This is a genomic window from Agromyces sp. Root1464, assembly GCF_001427265.1.
Classification (GTDB): domain Bacteria; phylum Actinomycetota; class Actinomycetes; order Actinomycetales; family Microbacteriaceae; genus Agromyces; species Agromyces fucosus.
Genome location: NZ_LMFU01000002.1, coordinates 1,554,425 through 1,570,953, shown reverse-complemented (window position 1 = coordinate 1,570,953; position 16,529 = coordinate 1,554,425). Strand labels below are relative to the sequence as shown.

General features: G+C 68.8%; 8 protein-coding genes. 7 read left to right on the top strand and 1 reads right to left on the bottom strand.

The window, feature by feature from the left end:
* The first annotated feature begins 72 nt into the window (after positions 1 to 72).
* From ASD23_RS12920 to ASD23_RS12905, 4 genes are all read left to right on the top strand, one after another.
* Positions 73 to 1,059 carry a carbohydrate ABC transporter permease gene (locus ASD23_RS12920; RefSeq protein ID WP_157377082.1) on the top strand — a complete coding sequence of 329 codons (987 nt, stop codon included), beginning with the start codon at positions 73 to 75 and terminating at the stop codon, positions 1,057 to 1,059.
* A complete protein-coding gene (locus tag ASD23_RS12915; RefSeq protein ID WP_082571418.1) occupies positions 1,056 to 2,006 on the top strand; it encodes a carbohydrate ABC transporter permease in 951 nt (316 codons plus the stop codon). Before ASD23_RS12920 ends, ASD23_RS12915 begins: the two co-directional genes overlap by 4 nt.
* Positions 2,007 to 2,133: 127 nt before the next feature.
* Positions 2,134 to 3,465, top strand: coding sequence for an extracellular solute-binding protein (locus ASD23_RS12910; RefSeq protein ID WP_056011198.1), 1,332 nt, complete (start codon positions 2,134 to 2,136; stop codon positions 3,463 to 3,465).
* A gap of 77 nt (positions 3,466 to 3,542) precedes the next feature.
* Positions 3,543 to 5,306, top strand: coding sequence for a glycoside hydrolase family 35 protein (locus tag ASD23_RS12905; RefSeq protein ID WP_056011195.1), 1,764 nt, complete (start codon positions 3,543 to 3,545; stop codon positions 5,304 to 5,306).
* Positions 5,307 to 5,404: 98 nt separating this feature from the next.
* On the opposite strand, the gene ASD23_RS12900 is transcribed toward ASD23_RS12905, so the two are convergent.
* The gene (locus tag ASD23_RS12900) at positions 5,405 to 6,472 is read right to left on the bottom strand and encodes a LacI family DNA-binding transcriptional regulator (RefSeq protein WP_056011193.1); all 1,068 of its coding nucleotides are present in this window, start codon (positions 6,470 to 6,472) and stop codon (positions 5,405 to 5,407) included.
* Positions 6,473 to 6,521: 49 nt separating this feature from the next.
* On the opposite strand from ASD23_RS12900, the gene ASD23_RS12895 reads away from it, so the two are divergent.
* The 3 genes from ASD23_RS12895 to ASD23_RS12885 all read left to right on the top strand — a co-directional run bounded on the left by ASD23_RS12895 (position 6,522) and on the right by ASD23_RS12885 (position 16,234).
* The gene (locus ASD23_RS12895; RefSeq protein ID WP_056011190.1) at positions 6,522 to 8,750 is read left to right on the top strand and encodes an alpha-galactosidase; all 2,229 of its coding nucleotides are present in this window, start codon (positions 6,522 to 6,524) and stop codon (positions 8,748 to 8,750) included.
* On the top strand, positions 8,747 to 9,610 hold the full coding sequence (locus ASD23_RS12890; RefSeq protein WP_056011187.1) for a DMT family transporter: 864 nt from the start codon (positions 8,747 to 8,749) through the stop codon (positions 9,608 to 9,610). Before ASD23_RS12895 ends, ASD23_RS12890 begins: the two co-directional genes overlap by 4 nt.
* 276 nt (positions 9,611 to 9,886) lie before the next feature.
* Positions 9,887 to 16,234 carry a DUF7507 domain-containing protein gene (locus ASD23_RS12885; RefSeq protein WP_056011184.1) on the top strand — a complete coding sequence of 2,116 codons (6,348 nt, stop codon included), beginning with the start codon at positions 9,887 to 9,889 and terminating at the stop codon, positions 16,232 to 16,234.
* Positions 16,235 to 16,529: the final 295 nt, after the last annotated feature.

Here is a 16,529-nt window from a genome sequence, read left to right as displayed (position 1 = left end):
AACATTTCACGAAGGAGTGCGTACGCGCATGACGAAGACGTCGCCGATCCGAGGCGCGGAACGGGGCCACCGATGACCGTGGCCCACGTTCACGCGCAACCCCCTGCAGGTGTCTCGACCGAGACGTACGCGACGGTCGCCGCGACCGGGACCCGGGCTGCCGGTGCCACCGGCGGTCGCCGGAGACGAGCGCGCCGCGACTGGGCGGGCTGGTGGTTCGTCGGCCCCTTCATGCTCGTCTTCGGGCTCGTGTTCGTCGCCCCGCTCGTCTACGCGATCTTCCTCTCGCTCTTCCGCGAGACGCTCATCGGCGGCAACTCCTTCGTCGGGCTCGAGAACTACGCCAAGGCGCTCGTCGACCCGAAGTTCTGGGAGGCGATGCTCCGGGTCTCGATCTTCCTGCTCGTGCAGGTGCCGATCATGCTCGGGCTCGGCCTGTTCGCGGCACTGGCGCTCGACAGCGCGCGGCTCCGCTGGGTGCCGTTCTACCGGCTGTCGATCTTCCTGCCCTACGCAGTGCCCGGTGTCGTCGCGGTGATGATCTGGGGCTACATGTACGGCTCGCAGTTCGGTCTCGTGGCCGACATCAACCGGTTCTTCGGCGTCGAACTGCCGTCGCCGCTCGCCGAGAACCTCATCCTGCTCTCGATCGGCAACATCGTGACGTGGGAGTTCGTGGGCTACAACATGCTCATCTTCTTCTCCGCGCTGAAGGCCGTGCCGCAGGAGCTCTACGAGGCGGCCGAGATCGACGGCGCCGGTGCCTTCCGCACGATCTTCTCGATCAAGCTGCCTTCGATCCGCGGCGCGATCGTCATCGCCACGATCTTCTCGGTGATCGGCAGCTTCCAGCTCTTCAACGAGCCGTCGATCCTGCAGACCATCGCACCGAACTCGATCACCACGTACTTCACGCCGAACCTCTACGCCTTCAACCTGTCGTTCGCCGGCTCGCAATTCAACTACGCCGCCGCGATCGCGATCGTCTCGGGAGTCATCACCATGGTCGTCGCCTACCTCGTGCAGCTCGCGGGCGAGAAGAACGAGGCGACGTCATGAGCGCCGTCGACGCGGCGGCCCGGTCGGGCCGCACGCCGAGCCGCCTCGCAAGCGGCAAGGTCGCGCGCACGGAGCCCAAGCAGGCGAAGAAGCCGGTGACACCCCGCCACAAGCGCGCCTCCGTCACCCTCGGCATCCTCATGACGCTCATGCTGCTCTACTGCCTGGTGCCGCTGTGGTGGCTCGTCGTGAACTCGACGAAGACGATGGACTCGCTCTACAACTCCTTCGCCTTCTGGTTCAGCGGCGAGTTCTCGCTCTTCCAGAACATCGTCGACACGTTCACCTATCAAGACGGCATCTTCCTGCGCTGGCTCGGCAACACGCTCGTGTACGTCGTCATCGGGGCCGGCGGGGCCACCCTGCTCGCGACTCTGGCCGGGTACGGCCTGGCGAAGTACGCCTTCCCGGGCCGCAAGTGGGTGTTCGCGATCATCCTCGGCGCCATGGCCATCCCGGCCTCGGCGCTCGCCGTGCCGCAGTTCCTGCTCTTCAGCGGGCTCGGCATCACGAACACGCCCTGGTCGGTCATCATCCCGTCCATGGTGAGCGCCTTCGGCCTCTACCTCGTGTGGGTCTACGCCCGCGAGGCGATCCCCGACGAACTGCTCGAGGCCGCTCGACTCGACGGTGCCGGCGAGATCCGCATCTTCTTCGTGATCGCGCTGCGCCAACTCGCGCCGGCACTCATCACGGTGCTCATGTTCACGGTCGTCGCGACCTGGAACAACTACTTCCTGCCGCTCATCATGCTGAGCGACGCGCAGTGGTACCCGCTGCCGGTCGGCCTCGCCCAGTGGTCGGCCCAGTCGAGCGCGATCGGAGGCCAGGCCGTGCCGAACCTCGTCATCACGGGCTCGCTGCTCACCGTCATCCCGATCTCGGCGGCATTCCTCTATCTCCAGCGCTACTGGCAGTCGGGTCTGACCGCCGGAAGCGTCAAGTAGTCCGGCTCGGCAGGTCTCACCGGCCCGATCCGGTACACCGGCACGTCCGGCGCACCATCCGCACCATCAGCACCATCAGCACCACCCGCACCACCCGTACACACCCAAGCGAAAGGGAATCACAGCAATGGAACAGATCACCACCCGCCGATGGGCGCGACTCGGAGCCGTCGTCGGCACCGGCGCACTGCTCGTCGGAGTGCTCGCAGGCTGCAGTGCCGCAGCTCCGGGCGCCGACAGCGGCTCGACCGACACCGACGCGGCGCTCGAAGAAGACGTCACGCTCACCTGGTGGACCTGGAGCGACAGCACCCAGGAGCAGGCCGACGCCATCTCGGAGAAGTACCCGAACGTCACGTTCGACGTCGTCAAGCTCGAGAACCCCGACGCCGTCGTCACGAAGCTGCAGAACGCGATCAAGGCAGGCAAGGGCGCGCCCGACATCGTGCCGGTCGAGTACCAGACCATGCCGCAGCTCACCCTCGGCGGCGCGCTCGCCGACCTCACGCCCTACGGTCTCGACGAGTACGAAGACGCCTTCACCGCGTCGACGTGGAACTCCGTCAACGTGCAGGACCAGCTCGTGGGCCTGCCCGGCGACTCGGGCCCCATGGTCATGATCTACAACACAGCCCTGTACGAGAAGGCGGGCATCACCGAGGCGCCCACGACGTGGGACGAGTTCGCGACGGCGTCGGCGGCGATCCACGCCGCCGACCCCGAGGCCTACATCGCGAACAGCGGCGACGCGGGCTTCTTCACCAGCATGATCTGGGCGTCGGGCGGTCAGCCGTTCACGACCGACGGCGAGAACGTCACGATCGACCTGCAGGACGAGGGCACCAAGAAGTTCTCCGACTTCTGGAGCGAGCGACTGAACAACGGCGAACTCTCAGGCCTCGCGACCTGGTCGGACGAGTGGACGAAGGCACTCACGCAGGACAAGCTCGGCACCCTGCTGATGGGCTCGTGGATGATCAGCGGCGGCATGGAGGACTACGGCCCCGCGGGCCGGTTCAAGGTCGCTCCGATGCCGACGTGGGACGGTCAGCCGGCTTCGGCCGAGAACGGCGGCAGCGGTCTCTCCGTCACCTCGCAGAGCGAGCACAAGGCGGCCGCGGCCGGCATCCTCAAGTACCTCGCCGAGGGCGAGGGCCGTGAGCTGCTGAACGCGAACGGATTCCCGTCGACCATCGCCGACCTCGAGAACCCCGAGTGGCTCGACTACCCGTTCCCCGGGTACAGCGACCAGCCCGCCAACCAGGTCGGTGCCGCTTCGGCCGCCTCGGTCATCTCGGGATGGCAGTACCTGCCCTACCAGGGCTACGCCAACAACGTCTTCTCCGACTCGGTCGGCAAGGCGCTCGGCTCCGGAGGCGACCTGAACGAGGCGCTCCTCGCCTGGCAGGACACCCTCGTCGAGTACGGCAACGAGCAGGGCTTCTCGGTCAACGAGTAGCACCGACGCACCACTCCGCGGGGCAGTCGCCGTCACGGCGACTGCCCCGCGGTCCGATCTCGACACAGGACCAGGCAATGCCCACCTTCTCCATCGGCGACACCGACTTCCTCCTCGACGGCGCCCGGCATCGCGTGCTCGCCGGAGCGCTGCACTACTTCCGGGTGCACCCCGACCAGTGGAGCGATCGCATCCGCAAGGCCCGCCTCATGGGCCTCAACACCATCGAGACCTACGTGCCGTGGAACGAGCACTCCCCGACTCGGGGCGAGTTCCAGACCTCCGGCCGGCTCGACCTGGCACGCTTCCTCGACCTCGTGCACGCCGAGGGCATGCACGCGATCGTGCGCCCCGGGCCCTACATCTGCGCCGAATGGCATGACGGCGGCCTGCCCTCCTGGCTCGTGGCCGACGAGGGCGTGGTGCTGCGTTCGCACGACGCCGGCTACCTGGAGGCCGTGAACGAATACCTCGAGGCCGTGTACGAGATCGTGCGCCCGCGGCAGGTGCAGCACGACGGGCCCGTGATCCTCGTGCAGATCGAGAACGAGTACGGTGCGTACGGCGCCGACAAGGACTACCTGCGCCACCTCACCCGGCTGACGCGCGAACGCGGCATCGACGTGCCGCTGACGACGGTCGACCAGCCGCTCGAGCAGATGCTCGAGCGCGGCAGCCTCGACGAGCTGCATCGCACCGGGTCCTTCGGCTCGCGCGTGGGGGAGCGGCTCTCGACCCTGCGGCGCCACCAGCCGACCGGTCCGCTCATGTGCTCCGAGTTCTGGTGCGGATGGTTCGACAGCTGGGGCGAGATCCACCACACGACCTCGGCGGAGGAGTCGGCTCGCGAGCTCGACGAGCTGCTCGCGGCCGGGGCATCCGTCAACGTCTACATGTTCCACGGCGGCACGAACTTCGGGTTCACCGCGGGTGCGAACGACAAGGGCACCTACCGCCCGATCGCGACGTCGTACGACTACGACGCCCCGCTCGCCGAAGACGGCACCCCCACCGAGAAGTTCTGGCGGTTCCGCGAGGTCATCGCGAAGTACGCACCGGTTCCCGATGAGGTGCCGGCAGCGCGAGCGGATGCCCCGGCGCTCGAGGTCCGGCTCGACCGGAGTGCCTCGCTGTGGTCGGTCCCGATCGTCGCCGCGCACGCGTTCGAACATCTCCCCACCGCCGCGGAGTTCGGGTCGACGCGCGGCTTCACGTGCTACTCCACCCGCATCGAGCACGGGGGCCTCCTCTCGTTCGGCCACGTGCGCGATCGCGCGCTGGTGTACCTCGACGGAGCACTGGTCGGCACGCTCGACCGCGAACTCCACGAGCGGATGCTGCCGCTGCCCGAGGACGCGCGGGGCGAGCTCACCGTGCTCGTCGAGAACCTCGGCGGCGTCAACTACGGAACGCGGCTCGGCGAGGCGAAGGGGCTCATCGCGCCCGCGACGCTCGACGGCGCGCCGCTGACCAAGTGGTCGGCCGGATCCGTCGTGCTCGACGATCTCGCGCCGATCCGTGCCGTGCTCGCGGCCGGGAGGCCGGATATCTCGAGCGTGCCCATGCCGCTGTCGGGCCCGGTGTTCGCGAGCGGCACCTTCACGCTCGACCGGGCGACGGACCTGCAGCTCGCGCTGCCGGGCTGGTCGAAGGGCGTCGTGTGGGTGAACGGCACGAACCTCGGCCGGTACTGGAACCGCGGTCCGCAGCTCACCCTGTTCGTGCCCGCGCCGGTCGTGCGGGCCGGCGAGAACGAGCTCATCGTGTTCGAGACGCTCGGCGCGGCCTCGGCGACGGTGCGGTTCGTCGAGCGGCCCGAGCTCGGCCAGACCGAAGCGTGATCACGCTCGCGAGCGATCGGCTGCGGACGGCTCGGCCGCGGTGCCCGCGCGAGGCGTCCCGGTGGCGGCCGTGGTCGCCCTGGTCGCCGCGTTCGGCGTCAGGCGCTCGGCGCCGGCCCGCTGCGCACCGGCCCGGTGCTGTCGCGCACCACGAGGTGCGTCGGAATGAGGAGCTTCTTCCTCGTGTCGGGCGCGCCGTCGATGAGCGAGAGCAGCAGCGAGGTGGCATTGCGGCCGACCTGGTCGAAGTTCTGGTGCACGGTCGTGAGGGCGGGCCAGGACACGGCGGCCTCCTCGGCGTCGTCGAAGCCGACCACGCTGACGTCCTCGGGCACGCGCAATCCGCGTTCGCGGATCGCATGGATCACGCCGAGCGCCATCTGGTCGTTGCCGGCGAAGACGGCGGTGGGCGGCGGTCCGTCAGCGAAGAGCTCGCGGGTCAGGGCGAGTGCCGACTGCGCGCTCCAGTCGCCGACGAGCACGGGGCGGGCCTCGAGGCCGGCCTCGGCCATCGTCGTGCGATACGTCTCGGCACGCCGTCGCGCCGAGAAGGAGATCTCAGGGCCAGAGACGTGCACGATGTCACGATGGCCGAGATCCAGCAGATGCCGCACGGCGAGCCCGGCGCCCTGCTCCTGGTCGGTGTCGACGATCGTGTACGGCAGCATGGCGTCGGAGTCGACGATCACGAGCGGCAGCCCCAGCGTGACCTTGAGCTCGTCGAGCGAGCCGACTTCGGCCGACATGACGAGGATGATGCCGTCGACGGCCTGCTCCTCGAGACGGCTGAAGGCACCCGCGACGTCGAGCTTGGTCGGGTCGGTGACGGGCAGCAGCGTGGTCGTGTACCCGGCCTTCTCGGATGCCTCGGCGACGGCGTTGAGCGTCTGCTCGTTGCCGAGCGTCGCCAGGTTGAACGTGACGAATCCGATACTGCGGAACTTGCCCGACTTGAGGTTCCGCGCCGCGCTGTTCGGGCGGTACCCGAGCGCCTGGATCGATTCGAGCACGCGATCGCGAGTCGTCGGTCGCACGTTCGTCTGGCCGTTCGCGACGCGCGAGACGGTCTGCGCGGAGACGCCGGCGTGCGCGGCGACGTCGTAGATCGAGGCGCGGCCCCTGGGCTGCGACCCGGGTTCGGACGGAGTGTTCGATGCCGGCGTCATGGTAACGCAAACAATACCCCGTAGCATCCGTTGGAAGGAATCTTGAGACATGACTGACACCCCCGACTTCGGCGTGGTGATGCGGGCCGGCGGCGTCTCCCTCGTGCTCGACCTCGGCGATCACGGACTGCCGGCGGTCGTGCACTGGGGTGCCGACTCCGGAGACCTCGATGCTCGCGGGTTCGCCGGGCTCGCGGCGACGGGCGTGCTGCCGGTCGCGGCCAGTGAGGTGGACGTTCCCGTGCGCATCTCGATGCTCCCTGAGCACGCGCGAGGCTGGATGGGACGCCCGGGCCTCAGCGGTTCGCGCGCCGGCGCGGCCTGGTCTCCGCTCTGGCGCACCGTGGCGGTGGCGCTCGACGGGGTGCCGCTCGGGGTGCCCCTCGACGGGGCATCCGATGGCGGTGTCGTGAACCGTGGCGCGGGCACCCTCGTCGTCGATGCCATCGACGAGGCCGCCGAGCTCGCGCTCACCCTCACCGTCGAGCTCGGCCTGTCGGGCATCGTCCGCACCCGCGCCGCGGTGCGGAACCTCGGCGCCGAGGCCTACCAGCTCGACGACCTGATGCTCTGCCTGCCGACGCCGGCGATCGCGAGCGAGGTGCTCGACTTCGCCGGCCGCTGGGGCGGCGAACGATCTCCGCAGCGGCGTTCGGTCAACGTCGGTGCGCACCGGCGTGAGAGTCGCCGCGGCCGCACCGGACTCGACGCGGCGATGATCCTCTCGGTCGGCACGCCGGGCTTCGGCTTCGCCGACGGCGAGGTCTGGGGCATCCACACGGCATGGTCGGGCAACCACGTGCACCAGGTCGAGCGGGTGCTGAGCGGCGAGCAGCTGCTCGGCGGCGGCGAACTGCTGCTGCCGGGCGAGGTTCGCCTCGCGCAGGGGGAGTCGTACGAGAGCCCCTGGGTGTACGGCATCTACGGCGCAGGTCTCGACGATTCGGCCCGGCGGATGCATCGCAATCTGCGTGCCCGCCCGCAGCACCCGCGCTCGCCGCGACCGGTCACGCTCAACGTGTGGGAGGCGGTGTACTTCGACCACGACCTCGACACGCTCCTCGAGCTCGCCGAGCGTGCGGCCGGCGTCGGCATCGAACGCTTCGTGCTCGACGACGGATGGTTCGGCGGTCGCCGCGGCGATCGCGCGGGTCTCGGCGACTGGACCGTCTCGGGCGCGGTCTGGCCCGACGGGCTGCACCCCCTCGTCGACCGCGTACGCGGGCTCGGAATGCAGTTCGGGCTGTGGTTCGAGCCCGAGATGGTGAGCATGGACTCCGACCTCGCGCGGGCCCACCCCGACTGGATCATGGCGACGGGCGAGCGGCTGCCCGTGGAGTCGCGCCACCAGCAGGTGCTGAACCTCGGCATCCCCGAGGCGTACGAGCACGTCCGCGACGCCATGTGCGCAATCCTCGACGAGTACGACATCGCCTACCTCAAGTGGGATCACAACCGCGACCTCGTCGACGCCGGCACGCAGCCGCTCGGCCGCCCCGGGGTGCATGAGCAGACGCTCGCGTACTACCGGCTCGTCGACGAGCTGAAGGCGCGCTACCCCGAGCTCGAGATCGAGTCGTGCTCGTCGGGCGGCGGTCGCGTCGACCTCGCCGCGCTCGAGCGCACCGACCGCGTCTGGGTCTCCGACAACAACGACCCGATCGACCGCCAGCAGATCAACCGGTGGACGACCCAGCTCGTGCCGCCCGAGCTGATGGGCAACCACATCGCCTCGGGCGCCTCGCACACGACGAACCGGCTTCACGCGCTCTCCTTCCGCGCGATCACGGCGCTGTTCGGGCACCTCGGGGTGGAGTGGGACCTGCGGCGCGCGAGCGAGGCCGAGCTCGCCGAGCTCAGCGGATGGATCGAACTGCACCGGGCGAACCGCGAGCTGCTGCACGGCGGCGAACTCGTGCGCCTCGACCACCCCGACGGGTCGCTCTCGCTCAACGGCGTCGTGGCGGCCGACGGGTCCGCCGGCCTCTTCTCGTTCGTGTCGCTGTCGCGGGCGCCGGTGGCGAGCCCCGGACGCATCCGGCTTCCGGGCCTGCTCCCGTCGGCACGGTACCGGATCGAGCCCCTGCTCGTCGGCGGGCTCCCGCACGGGGCCGACACCGCGCCGTGGTGGGAGCTCGGACCGGTCGAGCTGAGCGGAGCGGTGCTCGGCTCCGTCGGCCTGGTGATGCCGGCGCTTCGGCCCGAGCAGGCGGTGCTGCTCCGCGCCGAGCGGGTCGACGAGATCGACGGGGGCACCAGCGGCAGCCGCACCGCGTGAGCAGCGGCATCCTGCTCGCCGTCCTCGGTGCCGCGCTGCTGCACGGCAGCTGGAACGCGATCGCCAAGGCGATCCCGGCCCGGCTCGTCTCGTCGGCGCTGATCGGACTCGTCTACCTGGCGGTGGGGGCGGTCGGATGCATCGTCTTCCCGTTCCCGCCGGAGGAGGTCTGGCCGTACCTGCTCGTCTCGGCCGCCGTGCAGACGCTCTACCTCGTGCTCCTGACGGCGGCCTACGCGAAGTCGGAGTTCGGCCGCACGTATCCGCTGACCCGCGGCATCGCCGTGCTCGGCATCACGCTGATCTCCACGACATTCCTCGGCGAGCGCATGACCCCGGCCCAGATCGCCGGGGTCGCGGTCGTTGCGATCGCGCTGTTCGCGCTGTCGTGGTCGCCGAAGTCGCGCGGCGGTGCGGGCGGAAGCGGAGGTGCGGCTGGAACCCTGATGGCGGTCGCCGTCGGCATCACGATCACCGCCTACTCGGTGATCGACGGTATCGGCGTCCGCCTCTCGGGGGAGCCCTTCGGCTACGCGTCGTGGCTGTTCCTCATGCAGGGGGTCTCGATCCCGCTCGTCTGCTTCCTCCTGGAACGCGATCGGCGCGGGATGCTCCGGGGCATGCGCGAGCACGCGCCGATGGGTGCGCTCGGCGGCATCCTCTCGCTCGCCGCGTACACGATCGTCGTCTGGGCGCAGTCGCTCGCGCCGCTCGCGATGGTCTCGGCCCTGCGCGAGACCGGAGTGCTCGCAGCCGGGGTGATCGGCTACTTCGTGTTCCGCGAGCCGTTCAGCAGGTGGCGGCTCACGGCCACCGTGTGCGCGGTCTCGGGGATCGTCGCGATCCGGCTCGGCGGGTGACACGGCGTCGTTCGCCGGGGTCGGGTGGCGCCGCGCTGCGGCCGGTGGCCGCGCGGCGTGATCGCCCGCCGGCGGGGTGGCGGCGACAGATCACTCAGATCGCGTGAGGGACGGATCGGGGGACACCGTAGATTCTGGATCGCACGTGGGGTGCCTCCGGGTACACCTCGTCGGACTCGTCGCGGGGGCGGCGAGGACATCCAGGTCGAAGGGGAACCGATGTCACGGGTAGGCACGCAGCTGGACACGCCAAGTTCTTCGTCGCGTTCAGGCTTGATGGTCGTGTTCGCGACGGTGCTCACGCTCGTCGCCGGACTGGCGCTCGCGCCACAAGCGGCGTTCGCCGGCCCGGGAAGCCTGGTCGGCGGTGTCGTATGGGCCGACACGAACCGGGACGGCGTGCGGGATGCCGGAGAGCCGGTCCAGTCCGGGGTCGCCGTCGAGCTGCTCAGCTCGCCTGGTGGGGTGGTCGTGGCCACCACTACGACGAGCGCGGTCGGCGCGTATTCCTTCGCGAGCAGCGCCGACGGCAGCTATATCGCGCGCGTCACGGCGCCCGGTGCCTTCATCCTCCCCGCAGCGGCGACAGGGGCCAACGACTTCGTCCGGGCCGGCCAGCCGGCGGCCGGTCAGCCCGAACGGGGTGTCTCCGCGCCGTTCGCCATCGCGGGTGCCACCCAGGTCACCGCGCTGGATGCAGGCCTGCAGCCGATCGCGAGTCTCGTGGTCGAACGGCTTCCTCTGGCCAACGCCTGCGACGGCTTTGCGCTGACGGGGGCGCCTCCGTTCGATGCCACCGACGCGCCCGGCAAGGACACCGGCACGAGCAACTGCGTCGTGCGCACCGAGAACACCGTCATGCAGCAGTACGCGGCGTCGCTCACGGGGCTGCCCAGCGGGGCATCGGTGCCGAATGTGATCATCGAGTTCACCATCGCCTCGTCGGATGGCGCGAAGCTGAAGCTGGTGGGGCCAGGCCTCGACGGCATGCCCGCGGGTTGCCTCGACGCGGCCAACGGAGCCAATCCCCCCTCATCGCGCACGCTCAACCCCGACGGGTCGATCACCGTGCGCTGCAACTTCGGCACGATGTCGTCCAACGTCGGGGCGTTGCAGGTCTCCTACCAGTTCGCGGGGGACACGCCGATCCCGTCGCACGCGAGCATTTCGGCGCGTGCGTACGCGGCCGGCGGGCAAGCAGCTGCTTCGAACACGGTGCAGGGTCCGGTGGTCGAGGTCACAGGAACGGCGCAGTGGGATCTGAAGAAGACGGTGTACACCGGCAATGGCACGTTCAGCACGGGGCCGTCCTTCACCACGCGCACCATTGGCGGAACGCAGGTCCCGGGCTACATCATGCGGTACCAGTTCACCATCACCGATCTGCTGGCCGGAGCCGGCGGCAGCCACCTGGTGTGGCCGGTGTCATTCGTCGATGTGATGCCTGAGTTCCCGAATGCACGGATCGACGCGTGCCGTCCGACGTTCGCCCCGTGGGACCCCGTGGGCGGAACGTCAGCGTGGACACTCACCTGCCCCCCTCTGACCGAGGTGCAGGGCGCTGACGGATGGAACCTCAGCATCAAGCCCAACAACGCTGCGGCTGCCGACAGTGGTGTGGGGAACATGGTGATGGACGTGTTCATCCCCCTGGACGACATGAACCGGGCGATCGACCCGGCCTGGCAGCCGGGCGACGACACCCCCACAGGTACCTTCGACTTCGCGAACCGGGCGCAGGACACGGATCACTGGGCGATCAACGGTGGCGCGCTGAACTACGGCGACGGACGCGAGCCCGGCTGGAACGGCACCGGCAACAATCTCGCCGTGCGCCAATCGAACGCGGCGCCGCCGCAGTGGGACCTGCTGAAGTACTTCGGTGGCAACCTCGTGTTCAGCACGGAGACGGTCGCAGGCGTGCGCACTGACGGGTACTTCATGGACTACATGTTCAGAGTCACCGACCTGGCCGGTGCTGAGAACGTGGCTCCCTGGCTGGATCTTCCCGTCACATTCAAAGACCGCCTCGTCAGCCACCCCGGCGCGATGCTTCTGAGCTGCCGTGACCTGCAACCCGACGCCAACGTCGCCAGCGTGGTCTGCCCGACGAACCAGGTTCAGCCCGCCGACGGCTGGACGATCTCGGCGACGCCGAATCGGCGGGGCTTCGAGGGGCGGCGGATGGACTTCATCGCCCGGATCTTCATCCCGCTCGCCGAGATGCCCAGCGACCCGTGCACCAGCAACATCACCATCGACCTCCGCAACGAGGCGGTCGGCTCCGAGAACTGGACGGTCGGCGGCCAGCCGAACAACCCGACGGGCCTCAATGGTGCACAGCCTGGCTTCGAGCCCGGGTGGGATGGCACCACCGCCACTGGCAACAACCTCGACGCGAGCAAAGTGCGGCCCGCGGCAGGCCAGTGCGGCTCGCTCGCCGGCAACAAGCAGTTCATTCGGAACGGGCATGATTTCAGCGGTAGCGCGACCTGGGGTGGCGACACCATCCTGTCGTTCGTCTCCCTTAGCGCGAACAACAACCGCGTCAAGGTCGACGCCACCAAGATGATGCTGTGCGACGTGTTCGACGTGTCGGTGTTCGAGCTTTCAGACACTCTGCTGCCGCAGATGGGGTCCTACCCCTCCGGGGTCAACGTCAACCCGGCGAACTACGTGATCGAGTACTCGGTCGGGCCCAACAATGTGAACACGCAGGCCGGGCCCCGCGTGAGCGGTTATTACCCGATCGAGAGGACCTCCCTCACGGCCGCGGCGACAGACTGCCGCAACGCCGCGGGACCGTGGTCGACCAATCCGGCCGCGGACTTCGGACCGGACTGGAAGGACCACGTCAACATGGTGCGGGCCCGTCCGATCGACCCCGCCCATGTTGAGGTCGGGCCGTTCGCGGCTCACCTGTTGTTCAACCTCCAGACCCGCACGTTCTACAACGGCGGCCCGAACGCAGGTGAGGCGATTCCATCGGGTGTTCGCCTGACCAACATCGGCGGCTGGCCGGCAGGTGTGACCGGAGCCATCTGGGGCACGGTCCCGAAGGAGATGTTCTTCACGGGCATGCAGCTCGGCGTGCAGAAGACGGTGCCGCAGGCGACGTACCTTCCGGGTGCCTCGGTGGTGTGGGATCTGAATACCTGGATCGGCCGCACAACCGTGGGCGCCACGCTGCGTAATCTGCGGGTCGTCGATACCGTGCCCGTCGGGCTGAATTTCGATCCGGCGTGCACGCAGAACCTGTTGCCCACCGGGGTGACGGTGAACTACGACTCGCAGACGCGAAAAGCGACATTCACCGTCGGTGACGTGCTCATCACGACGGCACCGCAGCACAATGTCGGCCTGCTGAAGATCTGCACGACCGTGGACACGTTGGCACAGCCTGGCGACCCCTACGTCAACACGGTGCAGGCGATGGCCGACAACGCGGAGAACCAGCCCACCGAGGATGCGGCCATCACGATCGTCGGGTCCGGGCAGCTCGGCATCACCAAGAGCGTCGACAAGCCGTTCGTGGCCTCTGGTGAGACGTACACCTGGACGGTCGACTGGGGGAACACCTCGACCGAGATCGCGTTCCAGGCGCCGGACATCATCGACGTGCTGCCATGGAACGGCGACGGCGACGCGGCATCCGGATCGGCACGAACACAATACGAGTCGGACTACACCGGCCAGGTCGAGCTGACGGGCCCGCTCGGAGCGCCCACCTACGTCCGCGGCGGCACGGGAGTCGGCAACGACGTGGCGGGAACCTGGTACTACTCGACGGCGGATCCGTCGACGCTGAACCACGATGCGCGGCACGCCTCGAATGCGGACCCGGCGGCGCCAGGCGGACGCTGGCGGACGGCGGTCGAGATCGCCGACTTCGACGACGTGACCGCGGTGCGCTTCGTGTCGAACGAGCCCTTGCCGCAATCCTCACGCGTGCGATCGTCGATCCCCATGGTCTCGACCAGCAACGGCCTCGACAACGTCTACGTGAACAAGGCCATGATCTTCTCCGCGACGTTCCCCGACCAGCCGCTGCTCTCGACCGAGCCGTACGTGCTGATGCCCGGGTTCACGCTCGGTGACCTGGTGTGGGCGGATCTCAACGGCAACGGCAGGTTCGACGGCACCGAGCACGGCGTACCCGGCGTGACGGTGCAGGTGAAGGATGCGGACGGCGATGTCGTCGCGACCGTCGTCACCGACGCGGTCGGCCGCTGGTCGGCCGCCCCCCTGCCCGCGGGCACGTACACCGTGCACCTCCCCGCGGCGATGTTCGACGCGGGAGGCCCGCTCGCGGACTACGTGGTGCGGACGGTCGGGTCGAGCGGTGCCGACGGCCCGAACGAGAACGCCGACAACAACAACACCGCAGCGGCCGACCCGGCGGTGACGGGCCTCACGAGCACCCCGGTCACCATGTCGTACGACTACGTCGGCGACGACCTGGTCGGCGGCAACGGCCCCGCGGGTGACGACGTGGCCGGGCTCGCCGGCGAGGTCATCCCCGACTCGTTCACCACCTTCACCGTCGACCTCGCCGTCATGCCGGCACCCTCGGTCGACATCGAGAAGGCGACGAACGGTCAGGACGCCGACGACCCGGCCGGCCCGACCGTCACGGTCGGCGGGCAGGTGCGGTGGACCTATGTGGTCACGAACACCGGCGGCGTCGACCTGACGAACGTGACCGTCACCGACGACCTCGTCGATGCGGACGACATCGATTGCGACGGCACCGGCAGCAACGTCATCCCGGGGCCGTTGGCACCGGATGCATCGTTCACGTGTATCGCGACCGGCACGGCCACCGCGGGTCGGTACGAGAATCTGGGCACGGTCACCGGCCTCGATCCGACGCAGGTCGAGGTGACCGATGACGACCCGTCGCACTACTTCGGGGTGCAGCCGTCGATCGACATCGAGAAGGCGACGAACGGCCAGGACGCCGACGACGCGCCCGGCCCGAACGTCACGGTCGGCGGCGCGGTGCGCTGGACCTATGTCGTCACGAACACGGGCAACGCAACGCTCACGAACCTGATCGTCACCGACGACCTGGTGATGGCCGCTGACATCCACTGCGACGGCACCGGCGGCAACGTCGTCGCGGGCCCGTTGGCACCGGATGACTCGTTCACCTGTGTCGCGACCGGCACCGCGACCGTGGGGCAGTACGAGAACACCGGCACCGTGACCGGCGCCGGCCCGGAGACGACCGACATCGACGGCAACCCGGTCGTCGGGGCAACGGTGACCGATGTGGATCTCTCGCACTACTTCGGCATCCAGTCCGCTATCGACATCGAGAAGGCCACCAACGGCCAGGATGCCGACGAGGCGCCCGGGCCGAACGTGGCTGCAGGCGGCGATGTGCGCTGGACGTACGTGGTGACGAACACCGGCGACACGTCGTTGACGAACGTGACGGTGATCGACGACGTGGTCGCTGCAACCGAGATCGACTGCGATGGCACGGGCGGCAACGTCGTTGCCGGTCCGTTGGCTCCGGATGCATCCTTCACCTGTGTCGCGAACGGAACGGCGACGGCCGGGCAGTACGAGAACCTCGGCACGGTGATCGGCACCGGTCCGGAGACGACCGACGTCGACGGAGATCCGGTCGTGGGGACGGTGACCGACGAGGATCTGTCGCACTACTTCGGCATCCAGCCGTCGGTCGACATCGAGAAGGCGACGAACGGCCAGGACGCCGACGAGCCTATGGGTCCGAACGTCACGGTGGGCGGCGACGTGCGCTGGACCTACGTCGTCACCAACATCGGCAACGCACCGTTGACGAACGTCACAGTGACGGATGACCTGGTGGCCGCGGCAGACATCGATTGCGATGCCACGGGTGGCAATGTCATCGCCGGGCCGCTCGCTCCGGATGCCTCGTTCGTCTGTGTCGCGAACGGAACGGCGACCCCCGGGCAGTACGAGAACCTCGGCACCGTGACGGGCGTCGGCCCCGAGACGACTGATGTCGATGGCGACTCCGTCGGTGGAGTGACGGTCGACGACGAGGATCTGTCGCACTACTTCGGCATCGTCCCGTCCGTGGACATCGAGAAGGCCACCAACGGTCAGGACGCCGACGAGGCGCCCGGCCCGAGCGTCACGGTCGGGGGCGCGGTGGAGTGGACGTACGTCGTCACCAACACCGGCAATGCTCCGGTCGCGAACGTGACCGTCACGGATGACGTGGTGGCCGCGGACGACATCGATTGCGACGCCACTGGCAGCAATGTCATCACCGGACCCTTGGAGCCCGGTGACTCGATCGAGTGCACGGCACATGGCACGGCAACCGCCGGTCAATACGCCAACCTCGGCACGGTGGCAGCGACAGGCCCGGTGACGACCGATGCCGACGGCGCTGAAGTCGACGGCGCGGTCGTGACCGATGAGGACTGGTCGCACTACGTCGGGGCCGTGCCGCCGCAGAACCCGCCGAAGAGCCCGCCGGCCGCCGGCTCCGGCGCCGATCTCGCAGGCACCGGTGTGGTGATCGGCCTCCCGATCGCGGCAGGAGCACTCCTCCTCGGCGGCGGCCTGGTGTTCATGCTGGTGGCGCGACGGCGCAGGGCTGATCGCTCGATCGGCTGAAAGGTCGACTGAGCGCAGAGAGAAGCCCCGGCACCCGATCATGGGTGCCGGGGCTTCGTGCATCCGAGCGTCCCGCTCGGCCCCAGGCTTCAGCGGCTCAGGTCGACGTTCGACGCCGCCCGCTGAAACCAGAAAAGCCCCCGGCGAACCGGGGGCTTTCGATGGTGGCTCCGACGGGCGTCGATCCCGTGACCTCACGATTTTCAGTGAGCCTGGGCCGTTTTCGCTCAATTCTTATGGACATGATATCGCTCTTATGGACATGATATCGCGTTGATCAGGGATTCTTCCGAAT

Bases quoted from the DNA above. Each gene is read 5' to 3' on its own strand.
- ASD23_RS12920 (WP_157377082.1), top strand. From the start codon at position 73: ATGACCGTGGCCCACGTTCACGCGCAACCCCCTGCAGGTGTCTCGACC.
- ASD23_RS12915 (WP_082571418.1), top strand. From the start codon at position 1,056: ATGAGCGCCGTCGACGCGGCGGCCCGGTCGGGCCGCACGCCGAGCCGC.
- ASD23_RS12910 (WP_056011198.1), top strand. From the start codon at position 2,134: ATGGAACAGATCACCACCCGCCGATGGGCGCGACTCGGAGCCGTCGTC.
- ASD23_RS12905 (WP_056011195.1), top strand. From the start codon at position 3,543: ATGCCCACCTTCTCCATCGGCGACACCGACTTCCTCCTCGACGGCGCC.
- ASD23_RS12900 (WP_056011193.1), bottom strand. From the start codon at position 6,472: ATGACGCCGGCATCGAACACTCCGTCCGAACCCGGGTCGCAGCCCAGG.
- ASD23_RS12895 (WP_056011190.1), top strand. From the start codon at position 6,522: ATGACTGACACCCCCGACTTCGGCGTGGTGATGCGGGCCGGCGGCGTC.
- ASD23_RS12885 (WP_056011184.1), top strand. From the start codon at position 9,887: ATGGTCGTGTTCGCGACGGTGCTCACGCTCGTCGCCGGACTGGCGCTC.